The organism is Plasticicumulans acidivorans (assembly GCF_003182095.1).
Lineage (GTDB): Bacteria > Pseudomonadota > Gammaproteobacteria > Competibacterales > Competibacteraceae > Plasticicumulans > Plasticicumulans acidivorans.
Map to the genome: position 1 here is coordinate 131,625 of NZ_QGTJ01000006.1, position 18,586 is coordinate 150,210.

The window sequence follows — 18,586 nt, forward strand, 5'->3', positions numbered from 1 at the left end:
CAGTAAGGAGAATTGGTATGACCGAGACGGAACCTGCCGTCGTCGAGCGTCTCGTGTACGAGTGGTGCACCCATGAGGCCCGGGGCACTCATTCGGCACGCGCGCTCGCGCAGATCTACGCGAGCTGTTACCTCTCCGATACGCCGCTGCTCAATTTCGCCGATCTCAAGGCGCTCGACGAAACCCGCCTGAACTGGGCGCTGATGCTGATCCGCGCCTATGTCGAAGGCGATTTCACCGCGCCGTGGCCGCGTGCCGTGGCCCTGTGCGCCCTCTATGACCTGATGCCTGCGGAGGCTGCGGCCTGAACCGCTACGCCGCCGCTCACCGCGGCGGCAGAAACTCCCGCAAGATTTCCTGCACTTCGCGGATCGTGTAACGCGCTTGCACGGTGACGTGCAGGATCGGAATGCCGGCGCCGATCAGCGCGCGGTCGAGGAATTCGTCACGTTCGCGCCGCTCGGCGCGCTCGTGACTGCGGTCGTCGAGCTCGATGACCAGGATCGCCTCGAAGCTGTTCAGGTCGCACAGCAGATAGTCGACGTGCTTGCAGGCGATGCGGTTGAAAGCGCGGTACCAGTGCTTGCCGCTGACGGTGTCGCGCACCGCCAGCACGTCGGCGAGGCGGACCTTGCCGTAGATGCGCGCGCGGCCGTCGACGGCTTTTTCCAGCGTGGCCAGAAAACGCTGCTCGGCCGGTGTGAACAGGGCGCCGGCCCGGCGGTAGGCGCGCTTGCTGCCGCGGCCGCGGCGCACCAGCCAGAACAGCAGCAGCACGACGGCAGCAAAGCCGGCCGCCGTCTGCGTGTCGACGTTCCAGGCGGGCCAGTTCATCCGTGCGCGGGGAGATCGAGTTCGATCAGCACCGGGTCGTGATCGCTGGCCAGCGGTGGTGTGGCATTGGAATGCACGTGCGGGATATGCACCCGCGCCAGCGCCTGCAGCGCCGGGCTGACCAGCACGTGATCGAGCGCCTGCGGCCGCTGGCCGTGACGGTGGGTGTAGCGCTCGTGGCGGGGCAGGCTGTCGATCAGGTTGACGAGCTGCGTGCCTCTGAGCAGATCGAGTGTCTTCGAGCCGCAGAGGTCGTTCATGTCACCGGCGATCAGCAGCCGGGCCTGCGGATCGAGCGCCAGCAGGCTGGCGCAGAAGGTGTGGATCGCCGTGGCCTGGGCGTGGCGCTGTTTTTTGGCGTAGTCCTCGGCGCGCCGGTCCGGTGAGCGCATCGATTTCAGGTGGCAGTTGACGATGAACAGCGTGTCGCCGCCGATCTGGAACTCGGTGACCAGCGCCTTGCGACTCGGCAGCCAGTGCCGTTCGCTGCAACCGGCAAAGGCCGGGTCCGTCGGCATGATGCGCCCGGGCGAGCGGGTCAGCTGCACGCTGCCGGCGGCGCGGCGCACGCCGGTGGCGTCGAGCGGTCCACCGGGCGCGCGTTCGACGAGGCTGACCCGCTGCGGATCGAACAGCAGGCCGACGCGGATGTTGAAACCGGCCTGGCCGCCGTCGGCACCGTCGATCGGCGCGACCTCGCAGCAGGTGTAGCGTGGTCCGCCGGCGGCGACGATGGCTGCGCTCAGCGCACCATAGGCGGCGTCGCCGGGCACGCTGCCGTCGGCGAGCGCGGGTCCGGTTGATTTGATCTCCTGCAGGGCGAGGATCGCTGGTGCCGCCAGGGTGTCGGTGATCAGGCGGGCGAAGTGCTGCAGCCGCCACGGCAGCGCATCGCTGCCCAGATTGCAGAGGTTGAGGCTGGCGATGGCGATCATGCCGTCGCCCCGGCGCGGTCCTGCAGCTCACTGAAGACATGTTCGGCGAGGCCGAGGCCGACCTGATCGAAGTGCGTGAAGGTGATGTCGGCGCCGGCGGTCATGATCGCTTCAGCTTCTTCCGGGTAATGACTGGTGGCGGCGATCAGGCCGCGGAAGCCGTGCCGGCGCAGCTGGGTGACGGCGATCGTGCGCGCCTGCGGGTCGGACATCATCAGCAGCACGGCGCGCACGCCGGCGAGTGGCAGGTGGTGCCAGAGTCCGGGGTCCTCGGCGTCGGCGTAGACCACGCGCCGGCCGGCGTGCAGATGTTCCTCGACGCGCGAGAGGTCGGAGTCGAGCCCGAGCACACGCTGGTTCTGCTCGCTTAGATAGTCGTAGGCGACCTCGCCGGTGCGGCCCATGCCGAATACCAGCACATGCGCCATGCCGATGTGGATCGGTTCCTCGTCGGGATGGCGGACATGCCGTTCCCAGCGCGTGAGCCAGTTCTCCAGACGCTCAAACAAGGGATGTGCAAAACGGTTGAGCGGTGCAGCGATGGCGAACGACAGCGCGATCGCCAGGGCCAGCAGCACCAGCCAGCGCTCGTCGAGCCAGCCGTGGTCGACGCCGGTGCGGGCGACGATCAGGGCGAATTCGCTGTAGCTGGCCAGTGACAGCGCGGTGAGAAAGGCGCTGCGCGCGCGCAGCCGGCAGGCCAGCAGCAGTGCGAAAAACAGCGCGGCTTTCAGCGGCAGCAGCAGCGCCAGACCGACGGCGGCCGCCAGCGTGCCCCAGTCCGGCCAGCCGGACAGGCCGATCTGCAGGAAAAAGCCGATCAGGAAGGCTTCTTTCAGGCCCCACAGCGCGTGGCTGAGCTCGCTGGCGCGCGGATGGCGGGCGAGCATGGCACCGGCGAGCAGCGCGCCGAGCTCGGCCGAGAGTTTGAGTTCGCTGAACAGTCCGGCGGCGCTCAGTGCCAGAGCGATGCCGAACAGCAGCAGCAGCTCGTCGTGGCCGCTCTGCGTCAGCAGCCGCTGCAGCAGCGGCTGCGCCAGCGGCAACAGCAGCAGCGCCGCGGCCCACGGCGACGGCGTCTGATCGGCCGCCACCGACAGCAGGGCGATGGCGACCAGATCCTGCACGATGAGGATGCCGATCGCCACGCGACCGTGAAAAGCACGCAGCTCCTGCTTGGCTTCGAGCGCCTTGGCCGCTACCACGGTGCTGGAAAAGCCCAGCGCCAGGCCGAGCGCCAGGCCGGGGCCGGGCGTGAAACCGCCGAGCCCGATCGCCGCCAGGCTGGCGCAGGCCGCGGTCAGCAGCAGGTGCGCGAGGCCGCTGCCCCAGATCTCGATGCGCGCCAGGTAGCGCAGATGCACCTTGAGACCGATCGTGAACATCAGCAGCAGCACGCCGGCATGGGCGACATGTTCGAGCATGGCGCCGCCGTGCTGGCCGGTGGCGTTGAGCAGGAAACCGGCGGCGAGGTAGCCGACCAGCGGCGGCAGGCCGATGTGATGCGCGAGAAATCCCGCGGCGAAGGCGAGACAGACCCAGAGGGCTTCCATCCTGCAATGATCCCTGGTTGGCGGCGGGCGAGGGTTTAACACGCTAGCACAGCCGCCCGCGCGGCCTGCAGCCGGGCGGCGCCTACCCCGTTACGGGAATTGACTATCGGGATGGTGCGGCGCGCCAGACGGGATCGGCATAATGCGCCGCCAGCGGAAATCAGCCTGGGCATATCGGGTAAGCTGTGCGCCCCGTTGGGCCAGCGGGGAGCACTTCGGTATCGGGCCAAATTCAGGGTAAAGGGAATGTGCGGAATCGCCGGCATCGTTGATTTGCGTGGACGACGGGACATTGACGGCGCCGTCCTGGCGGCGATGAACCAGATCCAGTTCCATCGTGGACCGGACGAGGGAGGAACCTTCATCGAGTCCGGTGTCGGCCTGGCGCACCGCCGGCTGTCGATCATCGATCTGTCCAGCGGCCAGCAGCCGCTGTTCAACGAGGATCACTCCGTCGTCGTCGTCTTCAACGGCGAAATCTACAACTTTCCGGAACTGACCGAGGAGCTGCTGGCGCTCGGCCACGAATTCCGCACCCGCTGCGATACCGAGGTCATCGTCCACGCCTGGGAGGCCTGGGGCGAGGACTGCGTCAAGCGCTTTCGCGGCATGTTTGCCTTCGCGCTGTGGGATCGCAACCGCGACACCCTGTTCCTCGGCCGCGATCACCTCGGCAAGAAGCCGCTGCATTACGCGCTGCTGCCCTCGGGCGAGCTGATCTTCGGCTCCGAGCTGAAGATTCTGCTGCAGCATCCGGGCTTCGTGCGTGACCTCGATCCGCGCGCCGTCGAAGATTACTTCGCCTACGGCTACATCCCGGACCCGCGCACGATCTTCAAGGGCGCGCTGAAGCTGCCGCCGGCGCACACCTTGTGCGTCCGCCGCGGTGATCCGCTGCCGCCGCCGCGCGCCTACTGGGATGTCGCCTTCAAGGCGCATGCGCCGATGTCCGAGGACGAGGCCGGTCACGAGCTGATCGAGCGCCTGCGCGAGGCCACCCGCATCCGTCTGGTGTCCGAAGTGCCGCTCGGCGCGTTCCTCTCCGGCGGCGTCGATTCGAGCGCGGTGGTGGCGATGATGGCCGGGCTGTCGAGTTCGCCGGTCAAGACCTGTTCGATCGCCTTCGATGATCCGCGTTTCAACGAGGCGCAGTTCGCGCAGGAGGTCGCGGAGAAGTTCCATACCGATCATCGGGTCGAGACCGTCGATCCGGACGATTTCGGCCTGCTCGACAAGCTGGCCTGGCTCTACGACGAGCCCTATGCCGATTCCTCGGCGCTGCCGACCTACCGTGTCTGCGAGCTGGCACGGCGCAAGGTGACGGTGGCGCTGTCAGGGGACGGAGGCGATGAGAACCTCGCCGGTTACCGCCGCTACAAATGGCACAGCTACGAAGAAAAGCTGCGTGCGAAGCTGCCCCTCGGCCTGCGTCGCAGCGTTTTCGGTTTTCTCGGCCGCGTGTATCCGAAGGCCGACTGGGCGCCGCGCGTGTTCCGCGCCAAGACCACCTTCGAGGCGATGGCCCGCGATACCGTCGAGGGCTATTTCCACGGCGTGTCGGTGATGAGCGACCGCGTGCGTGCGCCGCTGTATTCGGCGGCGTTCCGCCGCGAGCTGCAGGGCTATCATGCGCTGGAGGTGATGCGCGATCACGCCAGCCGCGCGCCGACCGACGATCCGCTGTCGCTGATCCAGTACATCGACATCAAGACCTACCTGCCGGGCGACATTCTCACCAAGGTCGACCGCGCCAGCATGGCGCACTCGCTCGAAGTGCGCGCGCCGCTGCTCGATCATCCGCTGGTCGACTGGATTTCCGGCCTGCCGCCGCACTTCAAGCTGCGCGGCGGCGAGGGCAAGTACATCTTCAAGAAGGCGCTCGAACCGATCCTGCCGCACGACATCCTCTATCGGCCGAAGATGGGCTTCGCCGTGCCACTGGTGGCCTGGTTCCGCGGCCCGCTGCGCGAGCGTTTACGGGAAGCCGTGCTCGGTCCGGTGATGGAACAGAGCGGCGTGTTCGACATGGCCTATCTGCGCACGCTGGTCGACCAGCACCAGAGCGGCCAGCGTGATCACTCGGCGGCGTTGTGGTCGCTGCTGATGTTCGAATCCTTCCTGCGCACGCTTGCCGATGCTCCGGCCCTGGTGCGGGGGGAGGCGGCCTGAACATGCGTATCCTCCACGTCCTCGATCACTCCATTCCTCTGCACAGCGGCTACACCTTTCGTACCCGCGCGATCCTCGAACAGCAGCGCCGTCTTGGCTGGGAAACCGAACACGTTACCGGCACCAAGCACACCGCGCCGTACACCGGCCCTGAGGAAATCGTCGACGGCCTGCGCTTTTTCCGCACGCCACCGGACACGCGGCGCATCGCCCGCCTGCCGGTGCTCGACCAGTACGCCGTGGTCAGCAGCCTGCGGGCACGTCTGGAAGAAGTCGTCGAGGTGGTCAAGCCGGACATCCTGCACGCGCATTCGCCGCTGCTGAACGGTCTGGCGGCACTGGCGGTGGCGCGTCGGCGCGGGCTGCCGCTGGTCTACGAAGTGCGCGCCTTCTGGGAAGACGCTGCCGTCGATCACGGCACGACGCGCGAGGGCAGCTTGCGCTACCGGCTGACGCGCGCGCTCGAAAGCTATGTACTCAAGCGCGCCGATGCGGTGACGACGATCTGCCAGGGGTTGCGGGATGACATCGTCGGGCGCGGCATCGCCGCAGAAAAAGTGACGATCATTCCCAACGCCGTCGACATCGAGCAGTTCGCACTCGGTGGCGAAGCGGATGTTGAACTCAAGCGCTCACTGGGGCTGGACGGCTGCCGGGTGCTCGGCTTCATCGGCTCGTTCTACGCATATGAGGGGCTCGACCTGCTGCTCGATGCCCTGCCGGCGATCCTGGCGCAGGCGCCTGACGTGCGCGTGCTGCTGGTTGGCGGCGGGCCGCAGGACGCTGCCTTGAAGGCGCAGGCCGAGCGCCTGGGCGTTGCCGACAAGGTCTGCTTCACAGGGCGAGTGCCGCATGGCGAGGTCAATCGTTATTACGATCTTGTCGACGTGCTGTGCTATCCGCGGCATTCGATGCGTCTGACCGAGCTGGTGACGCCACTGAAGCCGCTTGAAGCCATGGCCCAGGGGCGTCTGCTGGTGGCGTCGGATGTCGGCGGCCATCGCGAATTGATCCGCGACGGCGAGAACGGCGTGCTGTTTCATGCCGGTGACGCCGATGATCTGGCCAGGCGCGTGTTGATGCTGCTGGCCGACGCCTCGACCTGGCCGCGACTGCGGGCCGCCGGGCGCGAGTTCGTTGAAAGTGAGCGTAACTGGGCGGTCAGTGTTAATCGTTATGTCAATGTTTATGGAAAGTGTCTTCATGCACAGAGGTCTGATCGTAATACTTTAGATGTTGGTTAATTGTGTTTTGTTAATAATGCTGTAGCGATATTGTCTTCTGGGTACATTATTTGGGTGTCGAATTTTTTGTGGTCAAATATTTTTATTTTAAATGCTTAAAATAAAACAACAGCTGGTTAAATTTGACGGGTGCGATCGATATGCGTGATATTTTAATCATGCTTGTTTTTCTGTACGGTTTATATCGTACGGTCAGAGAGGCATATTGGGGTATTCTGGTGTGGTCTTGGGTTGGCTATATGAATGCTCACAAGCTGGCCTACGGGTTTTCCACATCATTTCCGTTTGCAATGATAACTGCTGCAATAACAGTACCCCTTTTATTTTTATCAAAAGATAAAAAAACAATACCGACGGATCCTCTTTTTTTTAGTTGGGTTTTTTTTGTTTTTTGGATGATCGTCACAACAATTTTTTGTCTTTACCCTTGGGAAGCTTGGGATCAGCTTGATAAAGTTTTAAAAATCCAGTTGTTTGTCGGATTGACGATGATTTTCATAAACAGTAGAAAGCGTATTGATGGCTTGGTTTGGGTTATTGTCATATCTTTGGGGTACTACGGCATAAAAGGCGGTCTTTATACGTTGTCCACTGGAGGTGGGGGAAGAGTTTGGGGGCCTCCTGGAAGCTTTATTTCAGATAATAACCAGATAGGTTTGGCAATGCTCGTATCAATGCCTCTCATGTATTATTTGAGGCAGCAATCGAAAAATATTTGGATACGGCGCGGATTGCTGGGCACTATGGTTATTACAGTGTTTTCTATATTGGGGACTCAATCTCGTGGATGTTTTTTGGCAGGTTTAACAGCCAGTGCCTTTTTGTGGTTAAAAAGTAAAAATAAAGGCGGGCTTGGTTTTGTGTTAATTGTGTTGTTGCCAATTGCTTTTATGTTTATGCCTGCATCATGGCATGAGCGAATGGGAACGATAGAAAATTATGAAGAAGACAGCTCTGCAATGGGGCGAATTAATGCGTGGATGATGGCTTTCAATTTAGCAAACAGTCGGTTTCTTGGTGCCGGTTTTGGGCCATGGAATGGCGATGCGTTTGCTCGATGGGCCCCAGACCCAAATATAATTGCTGCTGCTCACAGTATTTACTTTGCTATTCTCGGCGAGCATGGATGGGTCGGTTTGATTACTTTTGTCATGATTGCAGTCATGGCATTAATCCAGGCTGGAAAAGTAATACGATATAGTCTCCAGTATCCTGAGCTGTCATGGCTGAAGAACTTCATGTCAATGGTGCAAGTATCATTGATTGCTTTTTTAGTAGGTGGCTCTTTTTATAGTCTCGCGTATTTCGATTTATACTGGCATTTAATTTCTTTTGTCATCATAGGTAGACAATTGTTGATCCAACATGCCTTGGCCCAATCTGGATCAATACGATCGTTTAACAGACATACCGTATGGTCGGCTTTAGCTCGAGGTAAGTCATGACCCAGATGTCTTGGTTAGGGGTCCGTTTGATATCGCAAGTATTCGGGAATGCATGTCTCCCTGGATATATAGGGGGGCGTTTAAGTATTTTAATTTATCATCGTGTTTTGAAGGAGCAGGATAGTCTGCAGCCTGATATTCCTGATGAGAAAATTTTTCGATGGCAGATGCAGTTGTTAAAGCGTTATTTCAATGTTTTAAGTTTAAGAGATGCCTTGTGCAGGTTGCGTGATAATACGCTGCCTGAACGATCAGTGTGTGTGACGTTTGATGATGGTTATTCTGATAATGTAACAGTAGCATTACCGATTTTAAAAGAATTGGATGTGCCTGCTACTTTTTTTATTGCCTCAGGGTTTTTGAATGGAGGCAGTATGTGGAATGATGTTGTATTTGAATTGATGCGTAATATTGAATGCGGGGTGCATGAGTTTTCTGAAGTTCCGGATTTTACGTCACCTGTTAATGTTGAAGATAATTATTCAAGTCGCAGAAAAATAGCTAATACAATTATCCAAACCATTAAATATCTTGACTATAGCCGTAGGCAATTTGTAATTGATAAGCTAAATGAAAAAATAAAAAATACTAATACTGGTTTGATGATGACTTCTTGTCAGGTAAGAGAGTTGTTTGCTGCAGGTATGGAAATTGGTGCCCATACTTTAAGCCATCCTATCCTTGCAAAGTTACCTGCTGAAGCTGCTCGTAGAGAGATAGATGCTGGAAGAGCCAAGCTTGAAGAGCTTATCAATGCTCCAGTACGGATATTGGCATACCCAAACGGTAAGCCAGGAGAGGATTATTTGCCGGAACATGCTGCTATGGCCAAGGAGATGGGGTTTGAAGCCGCTGTGTCGACAAGTTGGGGAGTGTCAGATGCATTGACTGATCGCTATCAACTTGCGCGCTTTACTCCCTGGGACACGACGCCTATGCGCTTTGCAGCACGGCTGCTTATGAATGGTCGCAGCCTACATCGACCAATGGCGGTCGCTGGCTGAAGGTCAGCTTGGTTGCGAGATGGGAAACTGATTTTTTATGATCAGGATGCGTATTTTACAGAGGCAGGGAAGAGACTTTCGCTGATATAAGGGCCACTCTGCTACTGGTCATGAGGGCTTAGGGTAGCCTTCTTTTTTTATGGCCAATATTTTGCTTCTATAAGCTTTTTCTTTAGGCCAAGAAGAGGATAGCCTTTTGCATATGCTTGTTTAGCGTATTCTTTTGCTTTGTCTAATTGTCCGACCTTAAAATATGAAAGGCCTAAATTATAGTCTAACTCGGCAGACCGGAGTCCAAGACGATTCGCTTCGTCAAAATTTTCTATTGCAGCCTCGTAGTCTCCTCGACGGAATTTCCTTACGCCAAACAACTGCCTTACGATTGGATCATTAGGGGCTTTTTTTACGGCTGTTTCGAACAAGCAGTCAACGTCAGGCATTGACGGTGTTTTGTTTGGGTTTGGGAATTCACCGCCATAATTTTCAGCATATTCAATTAGAACATTAAGTGCCTTGTAGTCATTCGGGAACATTTGTAATGTGTATAGCAAGTCAGAAGTAAAGTTTTTTTGAAGACCGGAGGGGTCATTCAAAAAAGGGTCCAAGTGCGTTTTTTCTACAAGCCATAATAGGTTTGATCGGCCTAGATACGGTGGTGCAGGATTTCCACTGTTTACGTGCTGCCTGTAATCATTGAATTTCGTATGATCGAATCTGGTATCTTTTAATAGTGCGTCGCAGTTCTTTGCGGCAAAAGAAACGTTCGTGAAAAGGCATAATCCACATAGCAATGCGAGTTTTTTTGCAGACTCGATGATGGGTTTGTAAATGTATGTGGACATTTTTGGCCTCATGCTTTTAATTTTAGATTTTTGTTAATCTTGTTCCTTATTGTTTTTATTTTATCGTGAGCCCAAGCCCAGCGGATGTAACCGAGATGATAGATTGTGCGTAAATCATCGCTCAGACGACGGTGCCAGTCCATTGCACGACCATAGAATTCTATGATGTGTACAGCAGGGTCGGCGAATAGTTCTTCCAGATATGTCTGCCGCATCAGCATTGCAGGCGAACTACCTTCAATGGTTTCGTCATAGGTGGTTTTCAGCACGATCAGCGTTTGCTTATGAATGATGCAAACATCGATTGTCGCTAGACGATCATTGTAATAAAGCTGATAAATACGTCCCTGACCTCGTCTGCAAAAGCGTTCGAGGACTTCACAATAAAACCGCCCCTGAGCGTTGTCGGCGGCTACGGCAGTGCCTCCACCAGCCTTCCAGCCGGAGCTTTCCAGACGACCATATTCGCTGATTGCCTCGCGAACGCCGGCAGGATCGCTTATACATTTCATGGTCAACGTTGTACCGTCGCGTTCAAAACGATTACGTTGACGATTAAGATTGTGACGTAGATTACGACTGCGTGCGGCCCAATAGGTATCGAATGGTTGGTCGATAACGATACGAGCAGTTTCGATGTAGTCGAGCGTATAAATGTGGGTGTTGCTCGACGGCGTCGGATCGAACTGCGGATCAAGTTGCAGCAAATCGATGCTCAGTACGACGCCGGGGAGGGCACGGCGCAGGGATTCGATCAGCTTGACAGCATCCCACTCCGGCCGGGTCACGAGAGCGGTGATCGGCATTTGAGACGGGAGGTAACTAGCCCAGCGACCAAAGCCGGTACGTGTCAACAATAACATTGCTTGTGGCGAGGCCGGTTCGCCCAGAATTGCCAGAATGGGATTGGCTTCAGGCTGAAGTTCGAGCAGAGGTTCAATGAAGTCTGGATCAAGCAGCGGGCTGCGGCGATGGCTATCGTTCAGGGCTGCCCACGCTGCGCGATGCCGAGCCAGTTCTCGTGCGGGTAAGAAAGTCCAGTTCATGCGGTAGTAGCTCCATTGGTCCGCGTTGCGTTCAGGGCTGAACATAGTTCGTGCACGATCCATTTAAGTTCGTGCGGCTGCAGCGATTGGTGACAGGGCAATTGCAACAAGGCATTGGAGTAGCGCGAGGCAACTGGGCAACTTTCCAATGCAGTGGCGGGCAGATCTTCCCAGCGCATGACAGGAACACGGGCTCGTTTAATCGCAGGAAACACCTGCTCGGGTACATCTATAAGCAATGGGAACACATATGGAACGGTGTCATCCGGGAGACTGGGCAGCAAGGGTCTGCATCCCGGCTGATCAGCAAATGCACCAGCAAAGAATTGATAGTTCGCGCGCCGGGCCGAGCGAATGCGTGTTGCGGTGCGTTGGCATCGGCGCAGGGTAAAACGCGAAGTTCTGCTCATGCGGACGTTTAGCCACTCGATGGACAGTTCAGCCGCGCCTCCTGATGAGGAGGGCCCGATATTGGTGGCGGCGTTGTCCTGAGCACTGCGTGCGCTGCGTTTAAGGCTTCTCCAAATGATGTTTTTTATACCGAGCAGTGACTTGAGTATCCAGCTGACTGCTTTTAACCGGTCGTAAAGCACTGCCCGTTCAAGGGGGTCGATCAGGGCTTTGACCTGAAAGCTGGTATTCCCTTCATGCAGGACGACATCGCCGAGTGGATGTTCTCGCGAAATCAGGCAGCCACCATCGAAAATAGGAAAGAATTTCTGTGGGCTGGCAATTGCGTAATGCCCGAAGCTGCCGAGAGGGCTGCCTTTCCAGCTACCGAAAAAAGCGTGAGCGCAATCCTCAATGAGGGTCGCCCCATATTCATCGCATAGGGCACGTACCTGATCGATCGGTTGAGCGAAACCGAAAAAATGCGTGGCAATGACTGCTTTTGCACCTTTGGCCAAGTGCTGACGGAGATCGTCGAGATCGATGCGGGTATCATCTTTCAAACGATAATAAACAGCCTCGGCCTCCCGCCAGATGATTGGGTAGCGCATTGATGCGCAATGGAAAGCTGGCAGAAGGACGCGGTTACCGGCAGCAACGCCGAGTAGTTGCAATGCGTGACAGATGCCCAGTCGCCCGGATGTGAGCAGGCGAATATCACCTGCCTCAAGTACTGACTGTGGTGTGGTTTCGCCGTCCGTCGATAAGACTTGCGGAATACGCCCAAGAATGGGCGCTGCAGGTGCTGCAGGTAGATGCAAATGATCCATGTGCGAAGTGCGGCGGAGAGTTCCGGCTTCCGGTGAGGGCGACTATGTGCGCCGCACTATATCACGCACCCTTTGACCTCCGGGTCGTGCCACCCGGAGGCCAAACGTAGCAAACCGTCACGCCTGCCCGTGCTCAGGCGTCGGTTGCTCTCGGTTTGAAGGCGGCGACCAGTGTCTTCTGCACCATCGGCGGGACCGGCTCATAGCCGGCCATCTCCAGCGTGACGCGGCCTTCGCCGGCGGTCATCGCCTTCAGCCGTTCCGGGTAGTCTTCGAGTTCGGCGAGCGGGACCTGTGCCCGCACGCCGATGCGTCCGCCGCTGAGGCTGCGGTTGCCGAGCACCCGTCCGCGTCGACCGGAGAGGTCGCCGGTGATCGTGCCCATCGCCTCCTGCGCGACCTGCACGTCGAGCTCGACGATCGGCTCCAGCACCACCGGGCGGGCATCGCGCACCGCGGCAAAGAACGCCTCGCGACCGGCGGTGACGAAAGCGACCTCTTTGGAATCGACCGGATGATGTTTGCCGTCGACTACCACCACGCGCACGTCGACCAGCGGATGGCCGGAGATGACGCCGCTGGCCATGGCCTCGTGCACGCCTTTCTCGACGGCAGGAATGAACTGGCCGGGAATGGCACCGCCGACGACCTCGGACGCGAACTGGAAGCCCTCACCGCGCGCCAGCGGCTCGACGCGCAGCTCGACCTCGCCGAACTGGCCGGCGCCGCCGGTCTGCTTCTTGTGGCGATAGCGCGCTGCGGCCGCGGCAGTGATGGTCTCGCGGTAGGCAATGCGCGGCGGGTGGGTGTCGACCTCCAGCTTGTAGCGCTCGCGCATCTTGTCGAGCGTTACCCGCAGATGCAGTTCGGAGAGTCCGCGCAGCACGGTTTCGCGCGTCGTCTGGTTGCTGTCGAGCGCCAGGCAGGGATCTTCCTCCAGCAACTTGTGCAGTACGTCGGCGATGCGCTGTTCGTCATTGTGCGTCTTTGCCGTCAGCGCCAGACCGGCGACCGGCAGCGGGAAGCGGGACGGCGCCAGGTGCAGAAAGTCCTCGTCATGCGAATCGTGGAGGATGGCGTCGCGGTGGATGTCGTCGACCTTGGCCACGGCCCGGATGTCGCCCGCGATGCCGCGCTCGACTTCGGGATGTTCCTTGCCGAACAGCGAGAACAGATGGCCGATCTTGAACGGCTTGCGGCCGTCGCCGATGAACAGCTGGCTGTCTTTGCTCAGCGTGCCCTGATGAATGCGGAACAGCGCCAGCTTGCCGGCAAACGGGTCGACCTGCACCTTGAAGACATGCGCGACGACGTGTTTCGCCGCGTCGGGCTCGACGGCATAGGGGCGGGCGGCCTCGCCTTCGCCGATCAGGCAGGCCGGCGGATTGCCCTCGCTCGGGTTGGGTGCCAGTCGGACGATGACGTCGAGCAGTTCGCGCACGCCGGCGCCGCTGCGCGCCGAGACGAAGCACACCGGGATCAGGTGACCTTCGCGCAGGGCTTTTTCGAACGGCGCGTGCAGTTGCTCCGGCGCCAGCTCCTCCCCCTGTTCGAGGTAGAGCGCCATCAGTTCTTCGTCGACTTCGACGACCTGATCGATCAGTGCCTGGTGGGCATTGGCGACTGATGAAAAATCACTTTCGCCAGCCGGATTGAAGAAACAGTCGACGACCGCCGTGCCACCCTGGGCCGGCAGGTTCAGCGGCAGGCACTCGCGGCCGAAGGTTTCCTGCAACTGCCCCAGCAGTGCTGGCAGATCGACGCCTTCCGAGTCGATGCGGTTGACGACCAGCAGCCGGCACAGGCCGCGCTCCTGCGCGCGCGCCATCATCCGCGTGGTGACGGCCTCGACGCCGTTCTGCGCGTTGACGACGACGGCGGCGGTTTCCACCGCCGGCAGCACGGCGATGGCCTGGCCGAGAAAATCGGGGAATCCGGGGGTATCGAGCAGGTTGATGTGCCGATCCTGCCAGTCAAAGGTGGCCAGCGCGGCGTCGAGCGAGTGACCACGGGCTTTTTCGAGCGAATCGAAATCGCACACCGTCGTGCCCTTCTCGATGCTGCCGGCGGCGCCGATGCGCCCGGCGGCGAGGAGCAGTGCCTCCGCCAGTGTGGTCTTGCCGGCGGCGGCAGAGCCGACGAGTGCGATATTTCGGATGTCCTGGGTGGTGTAGGCCATGACGATGACTCCCGGTCGCATGAGCTGCATGACAGCTCGATGTCAGCAGCTTAGGCGGTGGAATTCGCCGCTTCGATGCGCCGGGTCAATGCGTAGTGCGCAATATGAATCGGTTTGCGTCTTATGCAAGCTGATGCCGGCTGCGCCGAAGTCTGGCAGCACCGGCGATGCCGAGTGCCGTCAGCAGCAGAGAGCCGGGCTCGGCGACGCTGACCGGCTGCGCAGCGATGCCGAGGGCGCCGACGGTGATGCCGGCCCAGCTCTCGGCGACCGGCACCTGCCAGCTCAGTTCGCTGAAGGTGCCGTGAAAGCGGATCAGGCCGTTGCCTTCCGTGCCGGCCAGCACGTTGCCGGGCAGTTCGACCAGGGTCGAGGCATTGCCGCCGAAAGCACCGAAGCCGCTGCTGATGATGTCGAAATCAAGATCGCCGAAATCGAAATAGGCCGTCAGGGTGCTGCGACCGAGGCTGACGATGGCCAGTACCGGGTCGACTACCGCCTGTGAGAACAGCAGCCGCTGCGTGATGGCACCACTGCCGCCGGTGATGCCGATCAGATCGGAGTGTGGCGCTACGTCGACCTCCGCGCCGGTATAGGTCGAGCTCGGCTGCCAGACATTGGTGCCGCTGTGATTGATCTGCGCGCTGGTGTAACGGCCCTGATATTGAACTGCGACCTCGCCGCTGCCGGTGGCCAGACGGCCGTTGAAGCCGCTGGCGCTGTTGGCGGCGTACCAGTCGGTCCAGATGAATGCCGTGGCGGAGGCGGACAGTGCAGCGGCGAGGGCGAGGGTGGCGAGCGACAGGCGCGGGAGGATGGACATGGCGGTGTTTCCTTGGCTTGGGAGCGGCGGCGGTGCGTGACCGCGACGGTCGCCATCCTGCCGGGACGTGCCAGGCCCGTTTGCCAAGAACTCGCTAGCGAATGCCTCGTTTTTTGCTAAAGCCGGCGACGGTGCCGGTGAGGGAATTCTTAAGATTTGTTTGCGTGAGAATGAAGAAAGCCGCGGGCGCGGTTCGGCTAGCCTGCCCAGTCATCACTCACGCCCCGAGAGGCCCGTCCGATGCGCCCGTTCCCGCCCCGTCACGATCTGTATGCCGGCATCCACAAGGCCATGCGTGCCTGGATGCAGCAGGTGCTGGCCGAGTTCGGCCGGCTGGACTGCAGCGATGCCGAAGACATGGCGCACACGCTGCGCGCCGTGCGCGAACTGCTGACCGCCTGCCGCCAGCATCTGGAGCACGAAAACGTCTTCATCCACCCGGCGATGGAAACCCGCCGGCCCGGCAGTACCGCGCATGTCGAAGAAGATCACGAGGCGCATGAACGCGCCATCGCCGCGTTGGAAGCCGAGCTGCAGGGGCTCGCCGGCGCGCTGCCACCGACGCGGCCGGCGTGCGCCCACGCGCTGTATCTGCAGCTGGCGAGCTTCGTCGCCGAAAACTTCGAGCACATGGCCCGCGAGGAAACCCGGCACAACACCGTGCTGTGGGCCTGTTACAGCGACAGCGAACTGCAGGCCATCGAGCAGGCGCTGGTGGCCTCGATCGCGCCCGAGGACATGGACCGCTGCCTGCGCTGGATGGTGCCGGCGCTCAATCCGCAGGAGCGCGGCGAGCTGTTCGCCGGCCTGCGTGCGGCGCTGCCGCCGGCGGTCTTCGCCCGTCTGCTCGATCAGCTCGAAGCTCTGCTGCAGCCGCTGGAGCGCGTCAAGTTGCGCCGGGCGCTGGCGATCGCGTGCTGAGGCGGTTCAGCGCGTCGCCGGCATTTCCAGCAGTTCGAGCGGATGCGCGAGACACAGGCGAAAGCGCCCGCGGCCGGTCTTTTCCAGCCACAGCCCGGCGTCGCGCTCGCGCAGCCGGCGTTCGAGCAGGATCAGCCGCGCTTCGAGATTGTCGGCGAGCCCGGGCAGGCGGATCGCCGGGTCGAGGCGCAGCTCGCGATTGCTGAACTCGCGCCGGCCCTCGCGCTGGTGCAGTTCGAGCAGGCGCCAGAGGATCGAACCGGCCACACCTTTGATCAGGTACGCCTCGTCGAGGAATACGCTGTCGTTGCTGCAGTAATGACGCACGCGCAGCGGCCGGCCGGCGGGGATGGGCGGCGGTGCCGGCGGCGGCTGGGGCTCGCTGCAGTCGGCGTTCAGCGTCAGCAGGCGGATGCCGGCACCGAGCTGGGCGGCCAGCGCGACGAAGGCGTCCTCTTCATCGTGGCCGAAGCGGGCATCGTGCGGACTTTCGAGGTAGAGCACGCCGAGCGGCGCGTCGCCGCCGGGGATCGGTACGGCGAGCTGGCTGTGCGGTGCCGGCAGGCCGGGCAGCGGGATCAGCGTCTCCAGCTCCGCGCCGGCGGCCAGCTCGGCGTGCACGGTGCGCCCGTAGGCGTACTCGGTGTTCATGTAGTTGATGCGGATCGGTGTGGCCTGCTGCGCGGCGATACCGACGATGCCGTTGCCGAGCGGGATTTCCGAACCGATGCCGGAGGCGGCGTAGCCGCGGCTGGCGACCGTGTACAGTCGCTGGCCGCCGCGATCGAGCAGCAGCAGCATGGCGTGATGCACGCCGAAATACGTGCCGAGGCCGTCGAGCAGCACTTCGAACAGCGCGTCGAGTTCACTGCAGCCGGCGAGCTGGCTGGCGAGCGGACGCAGCGCCGCCAGCGGCGCCGGGCCGCGCGGTGCCGGCGGCCGCTGCCGGCCGGGGACCGGCTCGACTGCCAGCACGCGGAAGAGGTCGGCGCCGCGCAGGTGGAAGATCTCGCTCATGCAGGTGTGCGCGGCGATGCCGGCGAGCTTGGCGCGCATCGACTCGAACAGCGGCCCGCTGTCCTCGGTGCGCAGGTAGAGCAGCGCCAGGCGGTAGCGGGCCAGCGTGTCCGGGTCGATGACGAACACCGTCGCCCGCGGATTGGCGAGCATGTTGGTGCGCGTCTTGTTGAAAAACTGAAACGACAGCGCCACGTGCTGCGCATCGACGTAATGCACCTGCGAGACGTAGCTGACGTTGGGCACGCCCTCGCGCGAACAGGTGGCGATCATGCTCGGCACGCCGCCGTCGAAGCAGCCGCGCAGTTCCAGCAGGCCCGGGCTCACGCCTCGGGCTCCAGTGGCGAGCCGGCGCGCGGCCCCGGCGTCTGCTCGAATACCGCCGTCGGTGTGAAGCGCAGCGCTACCGGCTCGGCGGCGTCGGCACTGAGCAGCGTCTGCGTGTACGGCGCGACGAAGCCGATCAGCGACAGGTCGGCGTCGAGGATCGCCAGCTTGCGCGCGAGGCTGGCGTGGTCGGCGGCGGTGAGCGGCACTCGGCGGGCGTCGCTGCCCTTGAGCTGCAGCGTGCGGTTGCTGCTAGGCTGTGAAAACACTACCGCCAGCTCGGCGCAGCCTTCGACATCGGCGAGCAGGCTTTCGGCGCCGTCGGCATTGACGAACACCGTGACGCTGCCACGGTCCGCGGCGACCCGGCAGCCGCGACCGAGCATCAGCGAAGGCACGTGGTCGGCCCCGCGCGAGGCCAGCAGCAGTGCCGTCGGCCCCTCGATGAAATCGACGACCGCTTCGCTCAGGGGCGGGCAGCGATCGTCACTCATGTGCCGGCCCCGCGCTGGTGCAGCGCCTGCCGGTAGCAGTGGCTGACCTCGGCGCCGAAGCAGCAGAACAGCACGCGCGCCGGCGCGGCCCGGGCGGTGAGTGCTGCGAGCACGGTGTCGATGGCGATGTCGACGGCCTGCTGCAGCGGGTAGCGGTAGACCCCGCAGCTGATCGCCGGGAAGGCAATCGAGGCGGCTTCGAGCTCGCCCGCCAGGCGCAGGCTTTCGCGGTAGCAGGAGGCGAGCAGCTGCGCCTCGCCGCGCGCACCGCCGTGCCAGACCGGGCCGACGGTGTGGATGATCCAGCGGGCCGGCAGGCGATGGCCGGCGGTGACGCGCGCCTGCCCGGTCGGGCAGCCGCCGAGCGTGCGGCATTCCGCGAGCAGCTGCGGTCCGGCGGCGCGGTGGATCGCGCCGTCGACGCCACCGCCGCCGAGCAGGCTCTCGTTGGCGGCATTGACGATGGCGTCGACGGCGAGGCGGGTGATGTCGCCGTCGAGGACTTCGAGGCGGTCGAGCAGCATGAGCAGGTC

17 protein-coding genes are annotated in these 18,586 nt (G+C 61.2%); 6 read left to right on the plus strand and 11 right to left on the minus strand.

The window, feature by feature from the left end; all coding sequences use genetic code 11:
- The first annotated feature begins 17 nt into the window (after positions 1-17).
- Entirely contained in the window at positions 18-308 is a 291-nt protein-coding gene (locus C7443_RS11640; RefSeq protein ID WP_110018789.1) for a hypothetical protein, read from the plus strand.
- 16 nt (positions 309-324) lie between these two features.
- On the opposite strand, the gene C7443_RS11645 is transcribed toward C7443_RS11640, so the two are convergent.
- Genes C7443_RS11645 through C7443_RS11655 form a run of 3 tightly spaced genes read right to left on the minus strand, consistent with a single transcriptional unit; the run spans position 325 to position 3,322 of the window.
- Positions 325-834 (minus strand): DUF2726 domain-containing protein, encoded by a 510-nt coding sequence (locus C7443_RS11645; protein ID WP_110018790.1) that lies wholly within the window; start codon positions 832-834, stop codon positions 325-327.
- Positions 831-1,769 (minus strand): endonuclease/exonuclease/phosphatase family protein, encoded by a 939-nt coding sequence (locus C7443_RS11650; protein ID WP_110018791.1) that lies wholly within the window; start codon positions 1,767-1,769, stop codon positions 831-833. The genes C7443_RS11645 and C7443_RS11650 overlap by 4 nt, the downstream gene beginning before the upstream one ends.
- A complete protein-coding gene (locus tag C7443_RS11655; RefSeq protein ID WP_110018792.1) occupies positions 1,766-3,322 on the minus strand; it encodes a cation:proton antiporter family protein in 1,557 nt (518 codons plus the stop codon). The genes C7443_RS11650 and C7443_RS11655 overlap by 4 nt, the downstream gene beginning before the upstream one ends.
- Before the next feature lie 246 nt (positions 3,323-3,568).
- Between C7443_RS11655 and C7443_RS11660 the strand changes: the two genes are divergently transcribed.
- From C7443_RS11660 to C7443_RS11675, 4 genes are all read left to right on the plus strand, one after another.
- Positions 3,569-5,491, plus strand: a complete 1,923-nt coding sequence (locus tag C7443_RS11660) for an XrtA/PEP-CTERM system amidotransferase (protein WP_110018793.1) — start codon at positions 3,569-3,571, stop codon at positions 5,489-5,491.
- Between the two features lie 2 nt (positions 5,492-5,493).
- Positions 5,494-6,735, plus strand: coding sequence for a TIGR04063 family PEP-CTERM/XrtA system glycosyltransferase (locus tag C7443_RS11665; protein WP_110018794.1), 1,242 nt, complete (start codon positions 5,494-5,496; stop codon positions 6,733-6,735).
- Between the two features lie 140 nt (positions 6,736-6,875).
- Positions 6,876-8,180, plus strand: a complete 1,305-nt coding sequence (locus C7443_RS11670) for a putative O-glycosylation ligase, exosortase A system-associated (protein WP_110018795.1) — start codon at positions 6,876-6,878, stop codon at positions 8,178-8,180.
- Positions 8,177-9,184, plus strand: coding sequence for a polysaccharide deacetylase family protein (locus C7443_RS11675; RefSeq protein ID WP_246004633.1), 1,008 nt, complete (start codon positions 8,177-8,179; stop codon positions 9,182-9,184). The genes C7443_RS11670 and C7443_RS11675 overlap by 4 nt, the downstream gene beginning before the upstream one ends.
- Positions 9,185-9,321: 137 nt before the next feature.
- Here the strand turns inward: C7443_RS11675 and C7443_RS19905 are convergent, their stop codons facing one another.
- From C7443_RS19905 to C7443_RS11695, 5 genes are all read right to left on the minus strand, one after another.
- Complete coding sequence (locus tag C7443_RS19905) at positions 9,322-10,026, minus strand: tetratricopeptide repeat protein (protein WP_146213294.1); 705 nt, start codon at positions 10,024-10,026, stop codon at positions 9,322-9,324.
- An 8-nt stretch (positions 10,027-10,034) separates the two neighbouring features.
- Positions 10,035-11,072, minus strand: coding sequence for a GNAT family N-acetyltransferase (locus C7443_RS11680; protein ID WP_170123592.1), 1,038 nt, complete (start codon positions 11,070-11,072; stop codon positions 10,035-10,037).
- Positions 11,069-12,292 (minus strand): aminotransferase class I/II-fold pyridoxal phosphate-dependent enzyme, encoded by a 1,224-nt coding sequence (locus C7443_RS11685; protein WP_110018797.1) that lies wholly within the window; start codon positions 12,290-12,292, stop codon positions 11,069-11,071. Before C7443_RS11685 ends, C7443_RS11680 begins: the two co-directional genes overlap by 4 nt.
- Positions 12,293-12,425: 133 nt before the next feature.
- Positions 12,426-14,471 carry an elongation factor G gene (gene fusA / locus C7443_RS11690; RefSeq protein WP_110018798.1) on the minus strand — a complete coding sequence of 682 codons (2,046 nt, stop codon included), beginning with the start codon at positions 14,469-14,471 and terminating at the stop codon, positions 12,426-12,428.
- A 121-nt stretch (positions 14,472-14,592) separates the two neighbouring features.
- Positions 14,593-15,294, minus strand: a complete 702-nt coding sequence (locus tag C7443_RS11695) for a hypothetical protein (protein WP_110018799.1) — start codon at positions 15,292-15,294, stop codon at positions 14,593-14,595.
- 240 nt (positions 15,295-15,534) lie between these two features.
- On the opposite strand from C7443_RS11695, the gene C7443_RS11700 reads away from it, so the two are divergent.
- Positions 15,535-16,215, plus strand: a complete 681-nt coding sequence (locus C7443_RS11700; RefSeq protein ID WP_110018800.1) for a hemerythrin domain-containing protein — start codon at positions 15,535-15,537, stop codon at positions 16,213-16,215.
- A 6-nt stretch (positions 16,216-16,221) separates the two neighbouring features.
- On the opposite strand, the gene C7443_RS11705 is transcribed toward C7443_RS11700, so the two are convergent.
- From C7443_RS11705 to C7443_RS11715, 3 genes are read right to left on the minus strand one after another with little or no spacing between them, the layout of a single operon-like run.
- Positions 16,222-17,559 (minus strand): GAF domain-containing protein, encoded by a 1,338-nt coding sequence (locus C7443_RS11705; RefSeq protein ID WP_246004634.1) that lies wholly within the window; start codon positions 17,557-17,559, stop codon positions 16,222-16,224.
- Positions 17,556-18,053, minus strand: coding sequence for a hypothetical protein (locus C7443_RS11710; RefSeq protein ID WP_110018801.1), 498 nt, complete (start codon positions 18,051-18,053; stop codon positions 17,556-17,558). Before C7443_RS11710 ends, C7443_RS11705 begins: the two co-directional genes overlap by 4 nt.
- Positions 18,050-18,577 carry an O-acetyl-ADP-ribose deacetylase gene (locus tag C7443_RS11715; RefSeq protein WP_110018802.1) on the minus strand — a complete coding sequence of 176 codons (528 nt, stop codon included), beginning with the start codon at positions 18,575-18,577 and terminating at the stop codon, positions 18,050-18,052. The genes C7443_RS11710 and C7443_RS11715 overlap by 4 nt, the downstream gene beginning before the upstream one ends.
- Positions 18,578-18,586 lie beyond the last annotated feature (9 nt).